The following is a 15,012-nucleotide window of genomic DNA, read 5'->3' as shown; positions in this document are numbered from 1 at the left end:
TTTTACCCCCATACACTAAAAATATTGCCAAAAGACTTTTTCGGCTTCGGCTGTTTCTCTTTTACATTTGGTTGGTCCAAACCTTGAAGAACTTGTACGGCGTGTTGCTGTACTGAATCAAAGCTTTTAACTTCATGAACCATGCCTGTATAAAGGTCTTTTTTACGTTCTTCTCTTAGTTCTTGACGGCGTTTTTGTTTCGCCATTTCATCGGATAATTCACCTACTAAACCTTGGGCATTACCCAACTCATTTAAAAGGTGGATCTGACTGTTGATATTGTCGTAAGTCTGGAAGATTTGGTCTTCAAGCAATTGAGCAATAACAATTTCAGAGGGCGATAACTGAGAAATATCAGTTGCACTATCAAAACAAGAAACAATGCCTTCTGGCTCTTCAGGAACAAATAAACCATCAAATAACTGACCATCACCGACATTACTTGCATAGTTAGGCTGTGCAACAAAGTCAAAACCAAAAAAGCCCGTTGGAATGAGACGACCACCGATATTCTTGTAATTAACTGATGTACTAAAGCCACCCGCTTGAGCTTTATAATCTTGTAATGCGATCTCACCAGGTTCGTTATCATAAAACTCTTCTCGGTGTTCAACCGTTCCATCATTTGAAGCACGCAACTCAATTGTTTTAAATGCCCGTGAAAGATATACGATTCTACCTTTTATGATCACCGTTTCAGGCGGCACCATACCATAGCGCTGTCGAATATGATGTCCGTAAAAGCCCTGCAATGAATTAGTAGAAACCATCTCTTGTACATGGTCACTATTAATCAAATTAATCATTGCGCCTACATCGACATTACTTCGATCTACACCAGTATATTTACGGCATCGATCATGTAGGTTGTAAGAGAGAACTTTAGTCTTTCTATTTCTGCTAGCCATAAAAATAGCCCCAATGCTGTTTGGGGCTATTGTTTCAGTTCATTAGCTATCGAATTTTAATCAGTTCCAGATCATATCTTTTGATCAAACTTAATCATTTCCAGTAGCTTGTCATGTTGTTTATCTTCTAGGGTTGCATCAAAGATGTATCCACTTTTAAGAGAGATAAAAACATCATAAAAGCTCTCATAAACCATGCTGCCTCTATGATCACTTTTAGATACTTGCATACAATCCATTTCAGATAAGTCAATTAATTGAGAACAACCACGCTTTCGACAAAAAATACTTAATCGCATACTTCACCCAATTACTTAACAAGTGTGCCTTCAACACCACGAGCACGGCGCTCGGATGTTCGCTTATTAAATTCGTTCAACGCACTTTCCATATAAGCAATCGCTTGTTTGTTGAACTCACTTGGGAAATTTTCATCCAAAGTCTTTGTACGGTGGATTAGGATTTGTAATAACGCTTCACTGGTCGCCCCATTAATACCATGTTCTGAGATTGGGCCATCTTGGAAGTGAATGCTAATTTCAAAGTCATTGGCATTTTGCTTTTCATTATTAGATGAAATCTTATAGTAGTGCCCTTGCTTGTAGGCTGTGATGCCTTCAACCATTTCCCCTTTAACTACATTATCAATTTCTTGTGGTTCTAATTCTCGGTTTGCATACCCTAAGAAGTGATCAACCAAGAGGTTTTCATCATTCTTATTAATTCCTTCAGCAATTCCTACTAAAACAGTAATTTGATCTTGTTGCATATAAAAAAGTCCTGAACTTATGTACAGGACTATGAAATCATTTTGTCTTTGAGCGCTAACTCAACAGTTCCAAAATATAATTATTAATCAGAGTATTCATACTTTAATAATTTCCCTGATTCATCCTTAAATATATTAAGAAATATAACTTGGCTATTATTTTTTGTCTGAATACGGATTTTATAATGGTTATGGGCAGGTAAACTAGGCGAACCAGAAAACCTACCTTTAGAAACAATACTATAGCTTTCAACCTCTCCGTAATCCTTCTTTAATTTAGAGTCATCAGAAAGTATTTTTTCAATGTATTTAGTGTCTTCATCACTTTTCATTGCTTTATCTAGTACTGGCTCAACTAAAAGGGCAATTAATAAACCTATTACAGCAAAAATTATAAATTTTTTCATGATAATTACCAATTAGAATAATGACCGAATTCTGCAGAAACATTGCCGCCCACACTTCCCCCTATACGCCATGAAAACTTTTTCGAAGGATCGACAGTAACACCAGGTATAACTAATTGAGGTTTGTTAAATTGAAAATCACCACCTTTTTCTGATTGTACAAGTCCATTCCCTGTATATCCTGAAACTCCGAAAAGTGTAGCTTCTATTGGTCCAATTCCCGCCCCCATTTCTAGTTTTGAATTAGTTCTTGCGATAGCACCTGAACCACAATCCAGTGCATGTTTCGAAGGTTTGCCATTAGGGTCAAGACCAACCCCTGCACCAAGCCCGACACCAAGTTTACCAGTAACTTCTAATGTCCCATTGTTATAACTAATTGAAGCACCACCACCTACACCATAATAACCTTCAATACTTAATGACCATAAACCATAGGGGTCAATAAAATTCACAGGATTATTCCCAACATACGTATAAGTATTTACTCCACCAGCTAATCCAATTGGGTCAGGTTGCGTATAACGACCTACAGTTCCATCAAAATATCTATTCCAGTTGTACCAAAGCCCAGATTCCACATCATAATATTGACCTGGTAAACCAATGTTAAATTGTCCAATACTGCTTTGAATCACATTGCTGTCATAACTGTTATTTTGAGATTTCCATACAATAGTCTTAGAGGCATTAGTTAAAACTTCAGGTCTTCCTAAATGATCATTATGTACAAAATTTAATGTATTGTTGCGGACCACACCAATTACCTGTCCATACAACCAAACATAAGCTGTACTGATATTAGTATCTGAAGTATTTGATTCACCTAATAATCTGCCATCTGGGGAGTAAATATAATTTACGTTGCCAGCTCCACCAGTTTTCCTAGTTCGCAAATTAAATACATCATAATCATAACTTGTACTGTTGCTTCCAGCTTTCACAGTTTTTAGGCGATTAAAGCCATCATAGCTGTAATCTACAATCCCTCCATGACCAGTTTTTTTAATTAAATTTCCAAGCACATCATAGCTAAAGCTTTTTGCTTCAGTTGTTGTCGTACTGGCTAATCTATTTCCAATATTAGTTTGATAATTTGTTGTTAGGTTAGTATTACCTACTCGAGTGCTTCGATTTGAATTTTTATCAAAAGTCCAACTTTCTGTATATTGTGTAGAAGCTGATTTAGTAAGTTGCCCTATAGCATCATAAGTATAAGTAGCCGATCGATTTACTTCTAGACTATTATCAACATTGCTAATCAAGTTATTTGTATTATAGCTATGACTTAACTTTTGAATGGCCTCTGTATTAATACCAGTAATTCTATAATCCTTATCAAAACTAGTTGTACGTGTTAAACCATTCCCGTATGTCCAACTTTTAATATCACCATAAGGTTCATATGTAATATTTTTAACTACATCTTTATCAGCACCTTGTACTCGAACTTTAACTGTATTGATTCTGCTCAAAGTGTCATAGCCATATGATATTTTATAACTATCATTTGCAAAACTTTCACTGCTTAAACGTCCATAGTTATCATAGGACCAATGTGTTTGATAATTTGTACCGTTTATCACTCTGGTCTGAACAATCATTTGTCCAGCTTTATTGTATCCATATCCTGAAGAGCTTGTACCATCCGATGTTCCACACAAACGGCCTTTACCATTTGTACAATTATCATATACCCATGCATGCACTTGAGTACCAGTCTGCGCTTTAGTTTGACGTCCTAATACATCGTAAGTATATGTGGTAACTATATTATTGGCACGTGTCAGCTGAATTACGTTTCCATCGACATTATAACTAAATTTTGTTAATCCTTTGTCTGGGCTTTGAGATGATAATAAGTTTCCAAAGCCATCATAGGTATGACTTGTAGTATTACCTTTACCATCTTTTATGGAAGTCAAATTACCATTGGCATCATAGATTGTTTGGGTAGTTGAACCATCTGGTCGTTTCACTTCACTTAAATAGTTATTCGCATCATAGGCATATGTAGTGATTTTTCCAAAAGAGTCAGTTTCTTTGATGATATTTCCATTTCCATCATATTCATAAGTGATTTTTTGCGCGTTATTCCCTTTATTTGCTGTCGTCCATCCAAGTTGATTATGTTCTTTTATCTGACTAAAGCGAATATTAGAACCTTCCTTATAATCTACACGTAATAATTTTCCTAATTTAGAATAAGTAAAATATTGTCCACTTAAGATCGTGTTACCTGTCCCGTTTGTTATACTCGCAACTGTACCGTTATCATTATAATTAATCGTCTCACGCATACCGTTAGTTTCAGTTTGCGTAATTCCAAAAGCTCCATATTGATAGGTGGTTGTACGAATTTGATCACTGGCTAGAGTTTCTTTTTTATTTATGACACGTCCACGTGCATCATAGCTAAACTCAATTACAAACCCATTTGGATCAGTAATTTTACCGACATTACCCAAACCATCATAATTAGAATAAGTTGTAATATGACCTAAAGGGTTTTTATATTGAATAAGATTCCCTATAGCATCATAAGTATAAGTTGATGTTTTTTCATTAGTATTTATTGCTACATCTTTAAGCATACCATTGCTATGGAATGTATAACCATAACCAATTGTTTTACAGGTAGTTGTTCCAACTTTACTACAAGATTTAATACTTTTAATACGATTTTTAGCAGTATCAGTTGAAGAATAATATGAATACGTGATGTCAGATGTCACGATATTATTCTTTAGATTTTCGACTTTACTAATTAAATAGGGTGAGTTAAGCCAAGTGTATTTGGTAACTGATTTACTCGCAGGTGTACTTTTTTCTATCAACAGCCCATTTGCATCACGTCGATAAGTAGTTTCAATTCCATTCCAATCGATTTCAGAACTAACATACCCATTATTATCGTATTTAGTTACAGCATTACTATTTGGACAATTATTTACACCACTACGTTCGATTTTAGTCAACTTATCTTTATTATCATTTGTATAAATATACTTAGAAACAGCACCTAAAGGATTAGTTACAATAGTATAATTATTGCCATACTCTAATTTAAAAGTTTGAGTTCCATCACTGCGGCCACTTTGTATTGTTCTTTCACCATCGTAGAGATAAGTCGAATAACGTTTACCATCAATAGAAATACCTGTAAGAAGATCCGCACCAGCTCCATTCTCTCCATAATGATATGTTTTTTTCCCCAAATTATTTGGGTAAATTAGTTCGACAAGCCGTGTACCATTCCATTTGAAAGTATAAACATTTCCAGCAGGATCCGTTACCTCAGTTGTAGAATTACCTGCGGGTTTTATTTTAATAGTTTTGCCATTCGTATGGGTAATTGTAGTTATCCGTGTCGCTGAGTCAGTTGTTTGCTCCCAACCAATCCCATGTAAATTTTTTCTACTCTTTATGTTTCCATGATGCAGGCGTGGACTATTATTAAAAACTTCTATTGTATATGTTTCTATATCTCCATTCGGTAAAGTATATGGATTAGATATTTGACTATAATCTCTTGCTTCAGAAATAGGTGAAAATGCACCATCGGGTAGTTGCCTAATAAACTGTACTTTATTTTGATAAGCATAAATTGCCTTATCTCTTAACTGTACATCATAATTATCAGCCCATCGTTTTCCAAAACTTGTACTGTCTAGGGTAAAACCTAAATCACTTACTATCTCATTCTTTTTATCTTGTGAATAATAGATTCTAGAATAATTTAAAGGCATTTCCCAATTAGTTGTAAAAGCAACTTCTTCATGCAGTTTTTCCCCACTATTAATTCTTACAGGATTAGGCGTTTGACAATCACTGTTATCTCCACTCTTGAATACACTAGCTGTTTGATTCGAATTATAAATAGGATGAATGCCCCTATGCATGTCTTGATAAAAGATTTGTGAGGTTGAATTTATCTGGTTTATGTCTAATACAGGATCTGGCGTACCGTAGAATGTTAAAGGCGGTAATGTGCCAACATATATCGGATCTACAGCTAATACAGAACTACTCACGATACTTGTAGTTACTAATATCGAAATATTTTTTTTCAAATGCATGTTTTTATAACCTTTATATTTTTAAAAGTGCTACATAAACTATAAACTTTATTACAAATGAATATTATTATCAATAATAAATAGGAATCAATTGCATTTAGAGGTTTCAACTGATGCTGGTTATCTCAGAGAATAATCTGATAAATTCCCAGCATAGTAAAAAGAACGGTTATACAACCTATTGATTTAAATTAAGTTATAAATCTCAAATGGCTTTACTACTATTGCTGCTGCAAAACTTGAAGCACCTAAATCCCTATCAAATGCCATCGAGTGAACTTTAACAACAATATTGGCTGGTACTAAACGCCGTAATATAGGTGACAGCTCCACCACTTCATTTGCATCAACTGTTTTATCTAAAACAATTCTAATGCGACTAGTTAAGAAGTAATTTGGCTTTTCTACATCAGATAAATAAATAGGATATTCTTTTAGCTTTTCCAAGCTATGCCATAACCGGATAATCTGAAAATGGTCCTTTCCCCACAACATTCTCAAAATGAACTCTAAAAAGGCTATTCCCCTTTTATTACCCATACTGCTCCAATTGGAGTAGATAATTCTCATCAACGTGTCAGAAGTGTTATTACGTCTTAAAACAACAAGTCCATTTTGTTTTGAGAACCGTTCTATAACTGTTTTACTACCGATGTGAGGGCAACCATAATCGAGCAAGTCTTGTAGAGACTGTTCAAAGTTTTGTGCAAATACTTTCTTAAATGCTTTTGAGAGTGCCGTCTCTAAGCCAGTATTTACATAGTGTTCGTCAATAGGTCGTGTAAAGTTTATAGGGTCCATGTTGCCCCCGAAATATCAGCTGTACGCTCCATATTTACTGTAATACTGTCTTTAGTGACGTAAACCCATTCATTAGGTTTATTAATCTCATTTGAAAGTTTGATTGAGAAATCACTCATCCGGTCTTGAAAAGCTACGATATTGTCATTAATAAGCTTTGCCATTTCTTGACTATTAAAACCATTCACTAACCACCTGCTTGAGCTAAGCGATTCACGGCCATAGCGCTGAACTATTAATTCGATAATTTGGGTTTTAACCATATCAGTATTATGTACTGAGGCTAATGTGCCCGTGATTGTTATTGGTAATGGCTTTTCTACTACGTCATGTACATTTACCTTGTCTTTATACAAGTTATCGCAATAACCAATATAACTGCAGATATCTTGCTCTAAGGTCGTTTGCTCATCTGGGTTTTTAGCAACAACTACAAGATTTAAATGATTAATGTCGCGGTAAGTAATCGCAAAATGTTGCTCTTGAAGTGTTTCATTCCAGACAGAAATAAACTGAGCCCGTTTCATAAACTTTTTACGGACCGCATAGTCAAAGTTCCCCAGAAATACGGCGTCATCGTCATAAAGTGAAGGATAGCTTGATAATAAACGTAATTCAGAAACAGATAATGGATCAACACCTTGTCTCACCAATCCACCGACTTTAAAACGCACTGATACACGCTGCTCATCATTAGTAAGAACATCAAGTAAAGCTGCATCTTTCAAACGATTGGCATCAACCTCACCATAAGTTTCAAGTATCCCAAAAGTTATTGTTTTATTTGCTTGTACTGTCCGACCTGCTCTCTCAGAATCACCGAATTCAATAAATAATCTTCTAAGATTATCTGTAGTGACCGTAACAGCATATTCACCAGGTTCAACATTCATCCAGCGTGGCTTAATTACAAAGTTATTATTGCCCTGCTTAATAGAAATATTTGCAAATGAAAGGTCCTCTAAAAGATCTAATCGATATTTATGAAAACCTTCAGTTACTGGAATAACGTATTTGATTTCACGGTATTCGCTTTGCTCTGCAATTACTTCTGCAGTTTCACCAGCTTTAACTGTAATTGATTGAAGTAATCGCCACACTCTACCGCCGCTATGATCCTCAATCATTCTACCTTGGCTAAAGCTAATAGGATTTGTAGATCGATTAATGATTTCCATGTAATGCTGGCACGGCGTCCCTATTGGTAAAATGCCTTTATTAGTTGCATCTGCAATAATGGAACGGTCACGTGTCTTAGTGAATGGCTCAATTGATGCGATATCGATTTCTGGGCCAAATGCAGTTAAAAAACTAGCCATAGAACGCAGCTGGTGAACGACTAGTGGATCTTGAGCTTTGTAACGTTCCTGAATCTCATAATCATCTATCGCTGCTTGGAGCTGGGCTTCAAAATCAGCTTGCATTAATGTCATATGTTTCACCTGTTACTGGTTTACTTAGTCGTTCTGCTACTTGGTTTAGGTCAATATTCACATTCATGATGTTTAAATAAATATGGACAGTCTCAAAACCTTCTGTTTCTGAGTAAAGTGCTAATTGATCAGAATTAAGCTCAGATAAAATAGGTATGTCTTTCTTCATCTTATTAATGAAACTATCAGCAACTCTCGCGTCGAGTGGTGTCATTAGGAGCTCATAAATAGGTGCACCAAAATCCGAACCATATTTTCCATTGACGGGGTGATTAAGCCAATAACCGACCATATCTAAGATTGTTTTAGCAGTGATCATTAAGAAGACGACCTATTGCAAAAAATCGTCAAAAGCTTCACTAGAATTGCCGTGCCAATCTGATAAGTTGAAAAAATTGAGAAATAGATAATAAATATCCAAAGTGAAACGCTTAATGCATCAAAATAATTAGCAACGTTATAGATTCGCCAATCAACCAAAAGAATGGTGATCAATACGCATGCCATGCATATGAAGTACATCAATCTGATTTCTTTAAATAGAAGACTAATAGGCAATTGGCGTAATTGTTTTATAGATGTTGCTTTATTTTTACTATTCCATCCGGTTACAACGTAGAGATAAGTAAAAAACGCAAGAATTAAGACAATATCGATACCGATCTGAATTTGCATTGCACTACCCTTTATTAGCATTTTTATAAGGGTAATTGTTTAAGAATGATCGATGTTTAGTGAGTTCCAAAACAAAAAAGACCGCTATTAGGCAGTCTTTTTAAAAATATAACTATTAATTCATTTTCATCATTTGGGCATAAGCATCACGTTTGTTTTGACGCAATGATTCGATTTCTTTAGTAGTAAGAATTCGAACTAAAGGTATTTCGTTCTTCTTATTTTTATTCAAACCACTTTTAGTATTTTTCATTCAATAAATCCTTTCAATTTTAAATAAAAAAGGCTGCAATTATGCAACCTTTTAATCATAAACTCTTAAGCATTCTATGCAATTGCTGAATCCATTTTTCTTTGGAAACGCTCAGCATCAGCACGAGAAACTGAAACAAATTTACCTGTCGGTCTCATTGATTTAACAGCACTGCGATGCATTTTCGCTAATTTAATTTCCATTGCTTTTTGCCATTCTTGCAATGTTAAACCAGCTTCTTTTGCACGTTTCGCCTGTAACTCAAGAGGCATATTTAACATTACTTTATTCATTATCATCCTCCTCTAAGTAGAACCAAGTATGACCTTTTCAATAGATTCATTTGGAGTTGAATTTGCTGTGTTTTAATACTTTAAATGAAGTGGAATTTTTAAACAAGACTTCATCCTCTGTAGTTGATATCACTTGAAATGGATACGATTTCACTAATCGACTTTCCCAATTCGGATTGACCAACCTCCGTATTAGAACTAATACCAAGCTGCTGTTTGGCTAGTTCAATTTTTTCCAAAAGTTGATCCCGTTGCGCCGTTTGTTTTGCTAAATCTTCATCAAGCTTTTGCTCTTGTTCTTGAACTTCTTTAGCCTTTTGATCTACTGAAGTACGGCGTGGAGGTAGACGCACTTTTTCGCGTTTGTTTTGGTCTTGAATCTTTGATTGTGCTTCACGAATAAGCTTTGCCACACCATTTACAGCATTATCAAAAGTAGGCTTATAGTCATCACTGAAATCACCAGACAATACGACGACTTTATCGTTAATTTCTGCCTTTGTAACATCGGCAACCGCACGGATAAAAATTGTGAGTGTTGCACCACCAGAAAAGAAAAAAGTAACGGGTAAGACACTAACACCAGCAACACGTTTAACCTTACAAATTTCAGGAGTAAGGATAGTTTGTCCCGTTGCTTTTTCTAAAGATGATTGGATCTTTTTAATGTATGGAGTTGTCGCCGTTACAGCTGCAAGATTTAGACTGCCCATGGATAAAAACCTCAAATAATTGAGGTAATTTTGCTATTACATTAACTACTAAAATGTTGTGAGTTCCATTAAAAAACCCACTCTTGCGAATGGGTTTTTTGTATTTCAGGAATTTATTATGATGCATTGCTTAAAGCAAATTATTAGAATGTATAAAATACTCTACAAATGTATTTTAAATATATGACAATAACAAGACAGTATTCATGAATACTTTTTCACACTTTAGATGAATTTTATTAAGTATTCCGTATCTTATAAGATATTAGCAAACTCCCTCGCAAATTAGCTTTTCGACAACCCATGCTTCCCCTTTTGTTGTAAACATTGGTTGTGAAAAACCATTATCTGTTTGACGCATGATTCCGTAACCAGCATCAACGAACCATTGTTTAAAAGCCTTTCCACGCTTTAAGGTTTTGTTGTAGACATCTAGCTCTTCTAATACTTTGTTTAGCTTTACTGCTGAAAACTTAACTTTCTGTCCCACCTGTGTAGCAGTTAATAAAGTTGTCCGTTCTACTACCGTATCGTAGTGTCGTACCTTAGGAGCGGCCTCTTCAAGTTGTTTTGCTTGATCAGCAGCTAATGCTAAAGCCTCCGCATAAGTTTGAGGGATTCTAAAGGCTTGCTGTTTAGCTTTTAACTTCAATAAAACACTTTTTCTTACAGCTTTTGATTCTCGCATTGCTACTAAAGTGCATTGATCTTCATTTAATTTAAAAGCAGTAGTAGTTGTTTTGTTTATATTTTGAACTACGAAAGTTTCGTAGTCTTCATCATCTAATTCATCTTCAACACGTTTATGAAAATCATTTGCTCTGATAGAGGCTTCCCCATAAGTAATTCGAGCCTCATTAATTATTTTTAATAATTCTAAGCTCGTCATAGTGTCTGTTTGAAATTTAACTACTGCATTCATTTCTATCTACCTAACCGTCAAAAAATGACAGGCAAGGAAATGGACGGTAGATAATCATTTCCCTTTCGATGTACGGTCTAGCCTGTGAAGCTAGAATAGGAATGTTGAATTGATTGAATTGTGAGTGGTTCCATCCAATTTTCAAAGGATTGCATTTTCTTAAAATTTAACTACACAATTCATCCGAATAAATGATACAAGTAAGTGATAGGCCACACAGAATGGCTGAAACTTCAATGAATTATTAATATGGAATTTATAAATGTATTTAAATTATGAAGGTCATGAGATTCATCTTGATCCAAATAAGATTCAACAATTTGGCGAAGACTTAGTTTATGAAGACACTCTACTATGTAATACAAATGAGTTAATTGTTCGCAAGCATAAGGGTCAAAAGATATCAATTTCTACAAAAAAATTTAAACCCTTCTTCAATGCTACTTTTCCTCAAATGAAAGTTCAAATCCAATGGTTGAATATTCAACGTACTGACGAACTTAACATTTTGATTGATATTGATAACTCTCTTGTTAGTAATAAAAATGACAAAATTCCACTAACTCTGGCTCAACAGAAAGTTTTAAATGTACAAATTCCTAAATCTTTAGATTTTCGTTATGAAAGAGAAATAATAATTAAAAATCTGTCCAAGGCTATACAATATTTTGTGAAATGAAAAAAGCCAGCTGTTTTAGCTGGCTTTCTTATAAGGGGAGTTCAATTAGGAACGTCTTAATTTAATGATTTACCCTCATCAGTTCATAGGGAAAGCGTTTTTACCTAACTCAAGTACTTCATCCTTATGTAAAAACTCCCATAACTCATTAAAATTTTCACGTAGTTGTACTACATTTACAGGTGTGTGATGTAATGAATATTGCTGAGCAGAAACAGCGCCGTTTTCCTGAATCGAAACCCAAAAGTTTTTAGGTCCATGAGATTACTGAGATTAATGCCTTATAGCACAAGGCTTTTAGGGTGTAACCTTTAAAAAAAAGATTACAGATATTTGAGGTTACAGCTTAACATCAACTAACTATTGTCCTGTCAGTAGTATTAATTTATCTAATCCTATTAACTTAGATATATGGATTTATTAATTTTCTACTATTAGGCACTATTTTTATAGCGCCTAATAGTTTTCAGGTCTGTTTATCGAGTTGGAAATCTTCAAAGGACTGATAAGGTAAACCCGTCTTAGTCTCTAAGACTTCAACATAACCACTACCTAAAATTAGCTGATTTCGTTCTTTCACATTCTGTAGTTGAATCTTTATTTTCCCATTATCCAAGAAGCTAAAACTTCCAACATACAACTCATGCTTGTTGTGATCACTATTACTCGTTCTTTCTAGTCGAAAGGTTTGATCTGCATGAATATTTAAATCTACATTCATGCCATTACACTCATCGCAAAATGTAACACAACCAGCACAAGGAAGACTTCCTTTATAATGACCTACCCATTTTTGAAGTTGGGCATCTAAAGGTTTTTTTACTTCTGAACTGACTTTCTCATTATTTGTAGCTTGTTCATGCTGGTCACAACCCATCATTAAGCTAGCAAAAATAAAAGAGCTCAATAATCTTTTCTTCATCACGGTTCAACTTAATTTGTTTAATTTCACTATCTCACTTAAAAAATCAGAAAGACCAATCAAAGCGCAAAGTTGCTTTTAATGGTTCACCAGGCTGTACCCAAAAATTAGTATAGCTCGCAACGTAATAATCCTTATCGAAAAGATTATCTATATTGAGTTGGGCACGTAGATCAGGACGAATCTGTAAATAACCACCAATGTTCACTACTGTAAATTCAGGTAAAGTTGTTCCATTATCAATATAATTCGCACTACGCTGTCCATAATAGTTAATATTCCCGACTAGTCCTGCCTCATGACCAAAGATATTCAATTGATAGTCAGCACTTAAATTTGCTGTATGCTTAGGAATATTTTTAAGTCTTGAACCTTTTTTATCCACTTCACTTTCAATGACTGAAGCATCAGTATAAGTGTAATTGGCATTCACTCGGAGACGGTCGCTAAATTGATGCTGTAACTCAACTTCAAGCCCCTGACTTTGTACATGACCATTGTCAACATAACTATCAGTAATACCTTCTGTAAGCAAATGACGCTTATCCAAATCAAAATAGGTTAAACCTAACCAACTCTGTGGTAAAAACTGATATTTAGTACCTAGTTCCCAACTGTTCGTTTTTTCCGGTTCATAAAGTTCATTGTTTTTATTTAACCCAGTATTAAGTTCAAAACCTTTACCCCAGTTACTGTAAAATGAAAGACGGTCAGTTGGTTTAAAATTAATACCGGCTCGTGGTGTAAACGGTGTAAATGTTTGTTGTGAAGAAATTAAAGTTTGATGGTTATCAATCTGCTGTTCTAAGCGGTTAAAACGCCCTCCCAATAAGATATTCCATTGATCATTTAAAAATACTTGATCCTGAATATTAATACCGATCATGTCTTGTGTTTCTTTGGTATTTTTAGTCACTCGTGTCAGAACTAAAATATTTTGGCCATAAACTGGATTATAAATATCAATCGGACTATTTGTACCTGCTGCATTTCTTCGCTGAATTTGGTCAATCGTATAATGCCCAGCTTCTATATTAGTTACTAACTCATGTTTTAGAGAACCAGTATCAAACTTACCTCGTAAAATTGACTGAAAATTTATCGTGTCAGTTTCAAATTGACGAGCTCGACGGAAACGATTTGCTGTTCTTTCATCTGTAGCAATTGAACCAATTTCGGTAGAAGTACCTTCACGCTCTCCATGGCTGTAAGTAAGCGCTGTCGTATTATTCCAATTATCGTCAAACTCATGATTCAAACGTAACTGATACATCTGATCCTTAATTTTAATATCGCCATCACTTGGTTCACCCAAGAATGTTTTCTTATTTACAGCAACTTTGCCATCAACCATTGGAATACCTCTGTCAAAGACACCTTGATATTCGGCAAACTCCGTATCAAGATTTAATTGGGTTTGATCTGATATCTTCCAAGCTAATTGTGGTGCAAGATAATAATGCTGATTATCTACTTGATCTCTAAAACTTTTATTATCTTCATAAGAGGCGCCTAAACGATAAGCAAAATCCTCATTAATGGCATCAGTTGTATCAACCGAGAGTCGATATTCCTCTAAAATACTACCGCTAAGACTTAAAGTACTCTTACGTTGCCATTCAGGTTGTTTAGTGGTGATATTCATAATTCCACCAATTGCTCCCTGACCATACATCGCAGCCATAGGACCTTTTAAGAAATCAACCGCTTGAATATTTACCATATCTCGTGGACTATGAATGCCACTCACAGAACTTAAACCATTACGCATATAGATCGTTCCCATATTAGGGTCAGTACTAAATCCACGAAATGAGTAGTTATCCCAGAAACCGCCACCATAACTATCTTGATAGACGACGCCATTTACAAAAGCCAAAGCATCATTAACACCTTGAACATTATAGTTTTGAATATCTTTTTCTGAGACATGGGATTTTGTAAAAGGTACATCCAATAAATCATGATTAAACTGAGTAATCGCCTGTGAGGAAGTATGCCTCTCATCTTGTTTCTCAGCAGTAACCGTAATCGTTGGTAACCGCTCTGTGCTTTCATCTAAACTCAATTGCTTTTCAGCTGCAACTGTATTTGTTGAACACTGAATGATAAAAATACTCCACGCTAGTGGATGAAATAAAAATTTAGACATATACGA

At 35.0% G+C, this 15,012-nt stretch carries 15 protein-coding genes and 2 pseudogenes; 1 reads left to right on the top strand and 16 read right to left on the bottom strand.

Going from position 1 to position 15,012, the window contains the following annotated elements:
* Positions 1-2 precede the first annotated feature (2 nt).
* From AC2117_RS07860 to AC2117_RS07805, 13 genes and pseudogenes are all read right to left on the bottom strand, one after another.
* Positions 3-908 carry a hypothetical protein gene (locus AC2117_RS07860; RefSeq protein ID WP_133973149.1) on the bottom strand — a complete coding sequence of 302 codons (906 nt, stop codon included), beginning with the start codon at positions 906-908 and terminating at the stop codon, positions 3-5.
* Between the two features lie 71 nt (positions 909-979).
* Entirely contained in the window at positions 980-1,207 is a 228-nt protein-coding gene (locus AC2117_RS07855; RefSeq protein WP_133973147.1) for a hypothetical protein, read from the bottom strand.
* A gap of 11 nt (positions 1,208-1,218) precedes the next feature.
* A complete protein-coding gene (locus AC2117_RS07850; RefSeq protein WP_133973145.1) occupies positions 1,219-1,677 on the bottom strand; it encodes a hypothetical protein in 459 nt (152 codons plus the stop codon).
* An 83-nt stretch (positions 1,678-1,760) separates the two neighbouring features.
* Positions 1,761-2,084, bottom strand: a complete 324-nt coding sequence (locus tag AC2117_RS07845; protein WP_087400758.1) for a hypothetical protein — start codon at positions 2,082-2,084, stop codon at positions 1,761-1,763.
* Between the two features lie 5 nt (positions 2,085-2,089).
* A complete protein-coding gene (locus AC2117_RS07840) occupies positions 2,090-6,163 on the bottom strand; it encodes an RHS repeat-associated core domain-containing protein (RefSeq protein ID WP_133973143.1) in 4,074 nt (1,357 codons plus the stop codon).
* A gap of 186 nt (positions 6,164-6,349) precedes the next feature.
* On the bottom strand, positions 6,350-6,964 hold the full coding sequence (locus tag AC2117_RS07835) for a hypothetical protein (protein WP_133973141.1): 615 nt from the start codon (positions 6,962-6,964) through the stop codon (positions 6,350-6,352).
* Positions 6,952-8,397: a hypothetical protein gene (locus tag AC2117_RS07830; RefSeq protein WP_133973139.1), complete on the bottom strand. Its 1,446-nt coding sequence runs from the start codon at positions 8,395-8,397 to the stop codon at positions 6,952-6,954. The genes AC2117_RS07835 and AC2117_RS07830 overlap by 13 nt, the downstream gene beginning before the upstream one ends.
* On the bottom strand, positions 8,378-8,716 hold the full coding sequence (locus AC2117_RS07825; protein ID WP_133973137.1) for a hypothetical protein: 339 nt from the start codon (positions 8,714-8,716) through the stop codon (positions 8,378-8,380). Before AC2117_RS07825 ends, AC2117_RS07830 begins: the two co-directional genes overlap by 20 nt.
* Positions 8,716-9,072: a hypothetical protein gene (locus tag AC2117_RS19180; protein WP_133973135.1), complete on the bottom strand. Its 357-nt coding sequence runs from the start codon at positions 9,070-9,072 to the stop codon at positions 8,716-8,718. The genes AC2117_RS07825 and AC2117_RS19180 overlap by 1 nt, the downstream gene beginning before the upstream one ends.
* 115 nt (positions 9,073-9,187) lie before the next feature.
* Positions 9,188-9,325, bottom strand: coding sequence for a hypothetical protein (locus tag AC2117_RS18845; RefSeq protein ID WP_171459062.1), 138 nt, complete (start codon positions 9,323-9,325; stop codon positions 9,188-9,190).
* A gap of 74 nt (positions 9,326-9,399) precedes the next feature.
* A complete protein-coding gene (locus tag AC2117_RS07815) occupies positions 9,400-9,618 on the bottom strand; it encodes a hypothetical protein (protein WP_133973133.1) in 219 nt (72 codons plus the stop codon).
* Between the two features lie 125 nt (positions 9,619-9,743).
* Positions 9,744-10,331, bottom strand: a pseudogene (locus tag AC2117_RS07810) (hypothetical protein); the annotation flags it as partial.
* A gap of 265 nt (positions 10,332-10,596) precedes the next feature.
* The gene (locus AC2117_RS07805; protein ID WP_133973129.1) at positions 10,597-11,253 is read right to left on the bottom strand and encodes a phage antirepressor KilAC domain-containing protein; all 657 of its coding nucleotides are present in this window, start codon (positions 11,251-11,253) and stop codon (positions 10,597-10,599) included.
* A 262-nt stretch (positions 11,254-11,515) separates the two neighbouring features.
* Here AC2117_RS07805 and AC2117_RS07800 point away from each other — a divergent pair, with 262 nt between their 5' ends.
* Complete coding sequence (locus tag AC2117_RS07800) at positions 11,516-11,932, top strand: hypothetical protein (RefSeq protein ID WP_133973127.1); 417 nt, start codon at positions 11,516-11,518, stop codon at positions 11,930-11,932.
* 78 nt (positions 11,933-12,010) lie between these two features.
* On the opposite strand, the pseudogene AC2117_RS19175 reads toward AC2117_RS07800, so the two are convergent.
* The 3 genes and pseudogenes from AC2117_RS19175 to AC2117_RS07785 form a co-directional block, all read right to left on the bottom strand.
* Positions 12,011-12,190: pseudogene (locus tag AC2117_RS19175) on the bottom strand (hypothetical protein); the annotation flags it as partial.
* A gap of 208 nt (positions 12,191-12,398) precedes the next feature.
* Positions 12,399-12,854 (bottom strand): copper resistance protein NlpE N-terminal domain-containing protein, encoded by a 456-nt coding sequence (locus AC2117_RS07790; protein WP_133973125.1) that lies wholly within the window; start codon positions 12,852-12,854, stop codon positions 12,399-12,401.
* Positions 12,855-12,900: 46 nt separating this feature from the next.
* Positions 12,901-15,006 carry a TonB-dependent receptor gene (locus tag AC2117_RS07785; RefSeq protein ID WP_133973123.1) on the bottom strand — a complete coding sequence of 702 codons (2,106 nt, stop codon included), beginning with the start codon at positions 15,004-15,006 and terminating at the stop codon, positions 12,901-12,903.
* Between the last annotated feature and the right edge of the window lie 6 nt (positions 15,007-15,012).

Source organism: Acinetobacter calcoaceticus (assembly GCF_900520355.1).
GTDB classification, from domain to species: Bacteria; Pseudomonadota; Gammaproteobacteria; order Pseudomonadales; family Moraxellaceae; genus Acinetobacter; species Acinetobacter calcoaceticus_C.
Note: the sequence above shows the minus strand (reverse complement) of the source record. Positions and strands in the feature narration are given on the sequence as shown.

Bases quoted from the DNA above. Each gene is read 5' to 3' on its own strand.
- AC2117_RS07860 (WP_133973149.1), bottom strand. From the start codon at position 908: ATGGCTAGCAGAAATAGAAAGACTAAAGTTCTCTCTTACAACCTACAT.
- AC2117_RS07855 (WP_133973147.1), bottom strand. From the start codon at position 1,207: ATGCGATTAAGTATTTTTTGTCGAAAGCGTGGTTGTTCTCAATTAATT.
- AC2117_RS07850 (WP_133973145.1), bottom strand. From the start codon at position 1,677: ATGCAACAAGATCAAATTACTGTTTTAGTAGGAATTGCTGAAGGAATT.
- AC2117_RS07845 (WP_087400758.1), bottom strand. From the start codon at position 2,084: ATGAAAAAATTTATAATTTTTGCTGTAATAGGTTTATTAATTGCCCTT.
- AC2117_RS07840 (WP_133973143.1), bottom strand. From the start codon at position 6,163: ATGCATTTGAAAAAAAATATTTCGATATTAGTAACTACAAGTATCGTG.
- AC2117_RS07835 (WP_133973141.1), bottom strand. From the start codon at position 6,964: ATGGACCCTATAAACTTTACACGACCTATTGACGAACACTATGTAAAT.
- AC2117_RS07830 (WP_133973139.1), bottom strand. From the start codon at position 8,397: ATGACATTAATGCAAGCTGATTTTGAAGCCCAGCTCCAAGCAGCGATA.
- AC2117_RS07825 (WP_133973137.1), bottom strand. From the start codon at position 8,716: ATGATCACTGCTAAAACAATCTTAGATATGGTCGGTTATTGGCTTAAT.
- AC2117_RS19180 (WP_133973135.1), bottom strand. From the start codon at position 9,072: ATGCAAATTCAGATCGGTATCGATATTGTCTTAATTCTTGCGTTTTTT.
- AC2117_RS18845 (WP_171459062.1), bottom strand. From the start codon at position 9,325: ATGAAAAATACTAAAAGTGGTTTGAATAAAAATAAGAAGAACGAAATA.
- AC2117_RS07815 (WP_133973133.1), bottom strand. From the start codon at position 9,618: ATGAATAAAGTAATGTTAAATATGCCTCTTGAGTTACAGGCGAAACGT.
- AC2117_RS07805 (WP_133973129.1), bottom strand. From the start codon at position 11,253: ATGAATGCAGTAGTTAAATTTCAAACAGACACTATGACGAGCTTAGAA.
- AC2117_RS07800 (WP_133973127.1), top strand. From the start codon at position 11,516: ATGTATTTAAATTATGAAGGTCATGAGATTCATCTTGATCCAAATAAG.
- AC2117_RS07790 (WP_133973125.1), bottom strand. From the start codon at position 12,854: ATGAAGAAAAGATTATTGAGCTCTTTTATTTTTGCTAGCTTAATGATG.
- AC2117_RS07785 (WP_133973123.1), bottom strand. From the start codon at position 15,006: ATGTCTAAATTTTTATTTCATCCACTAGCGTGGAGTATTTTTATCATT.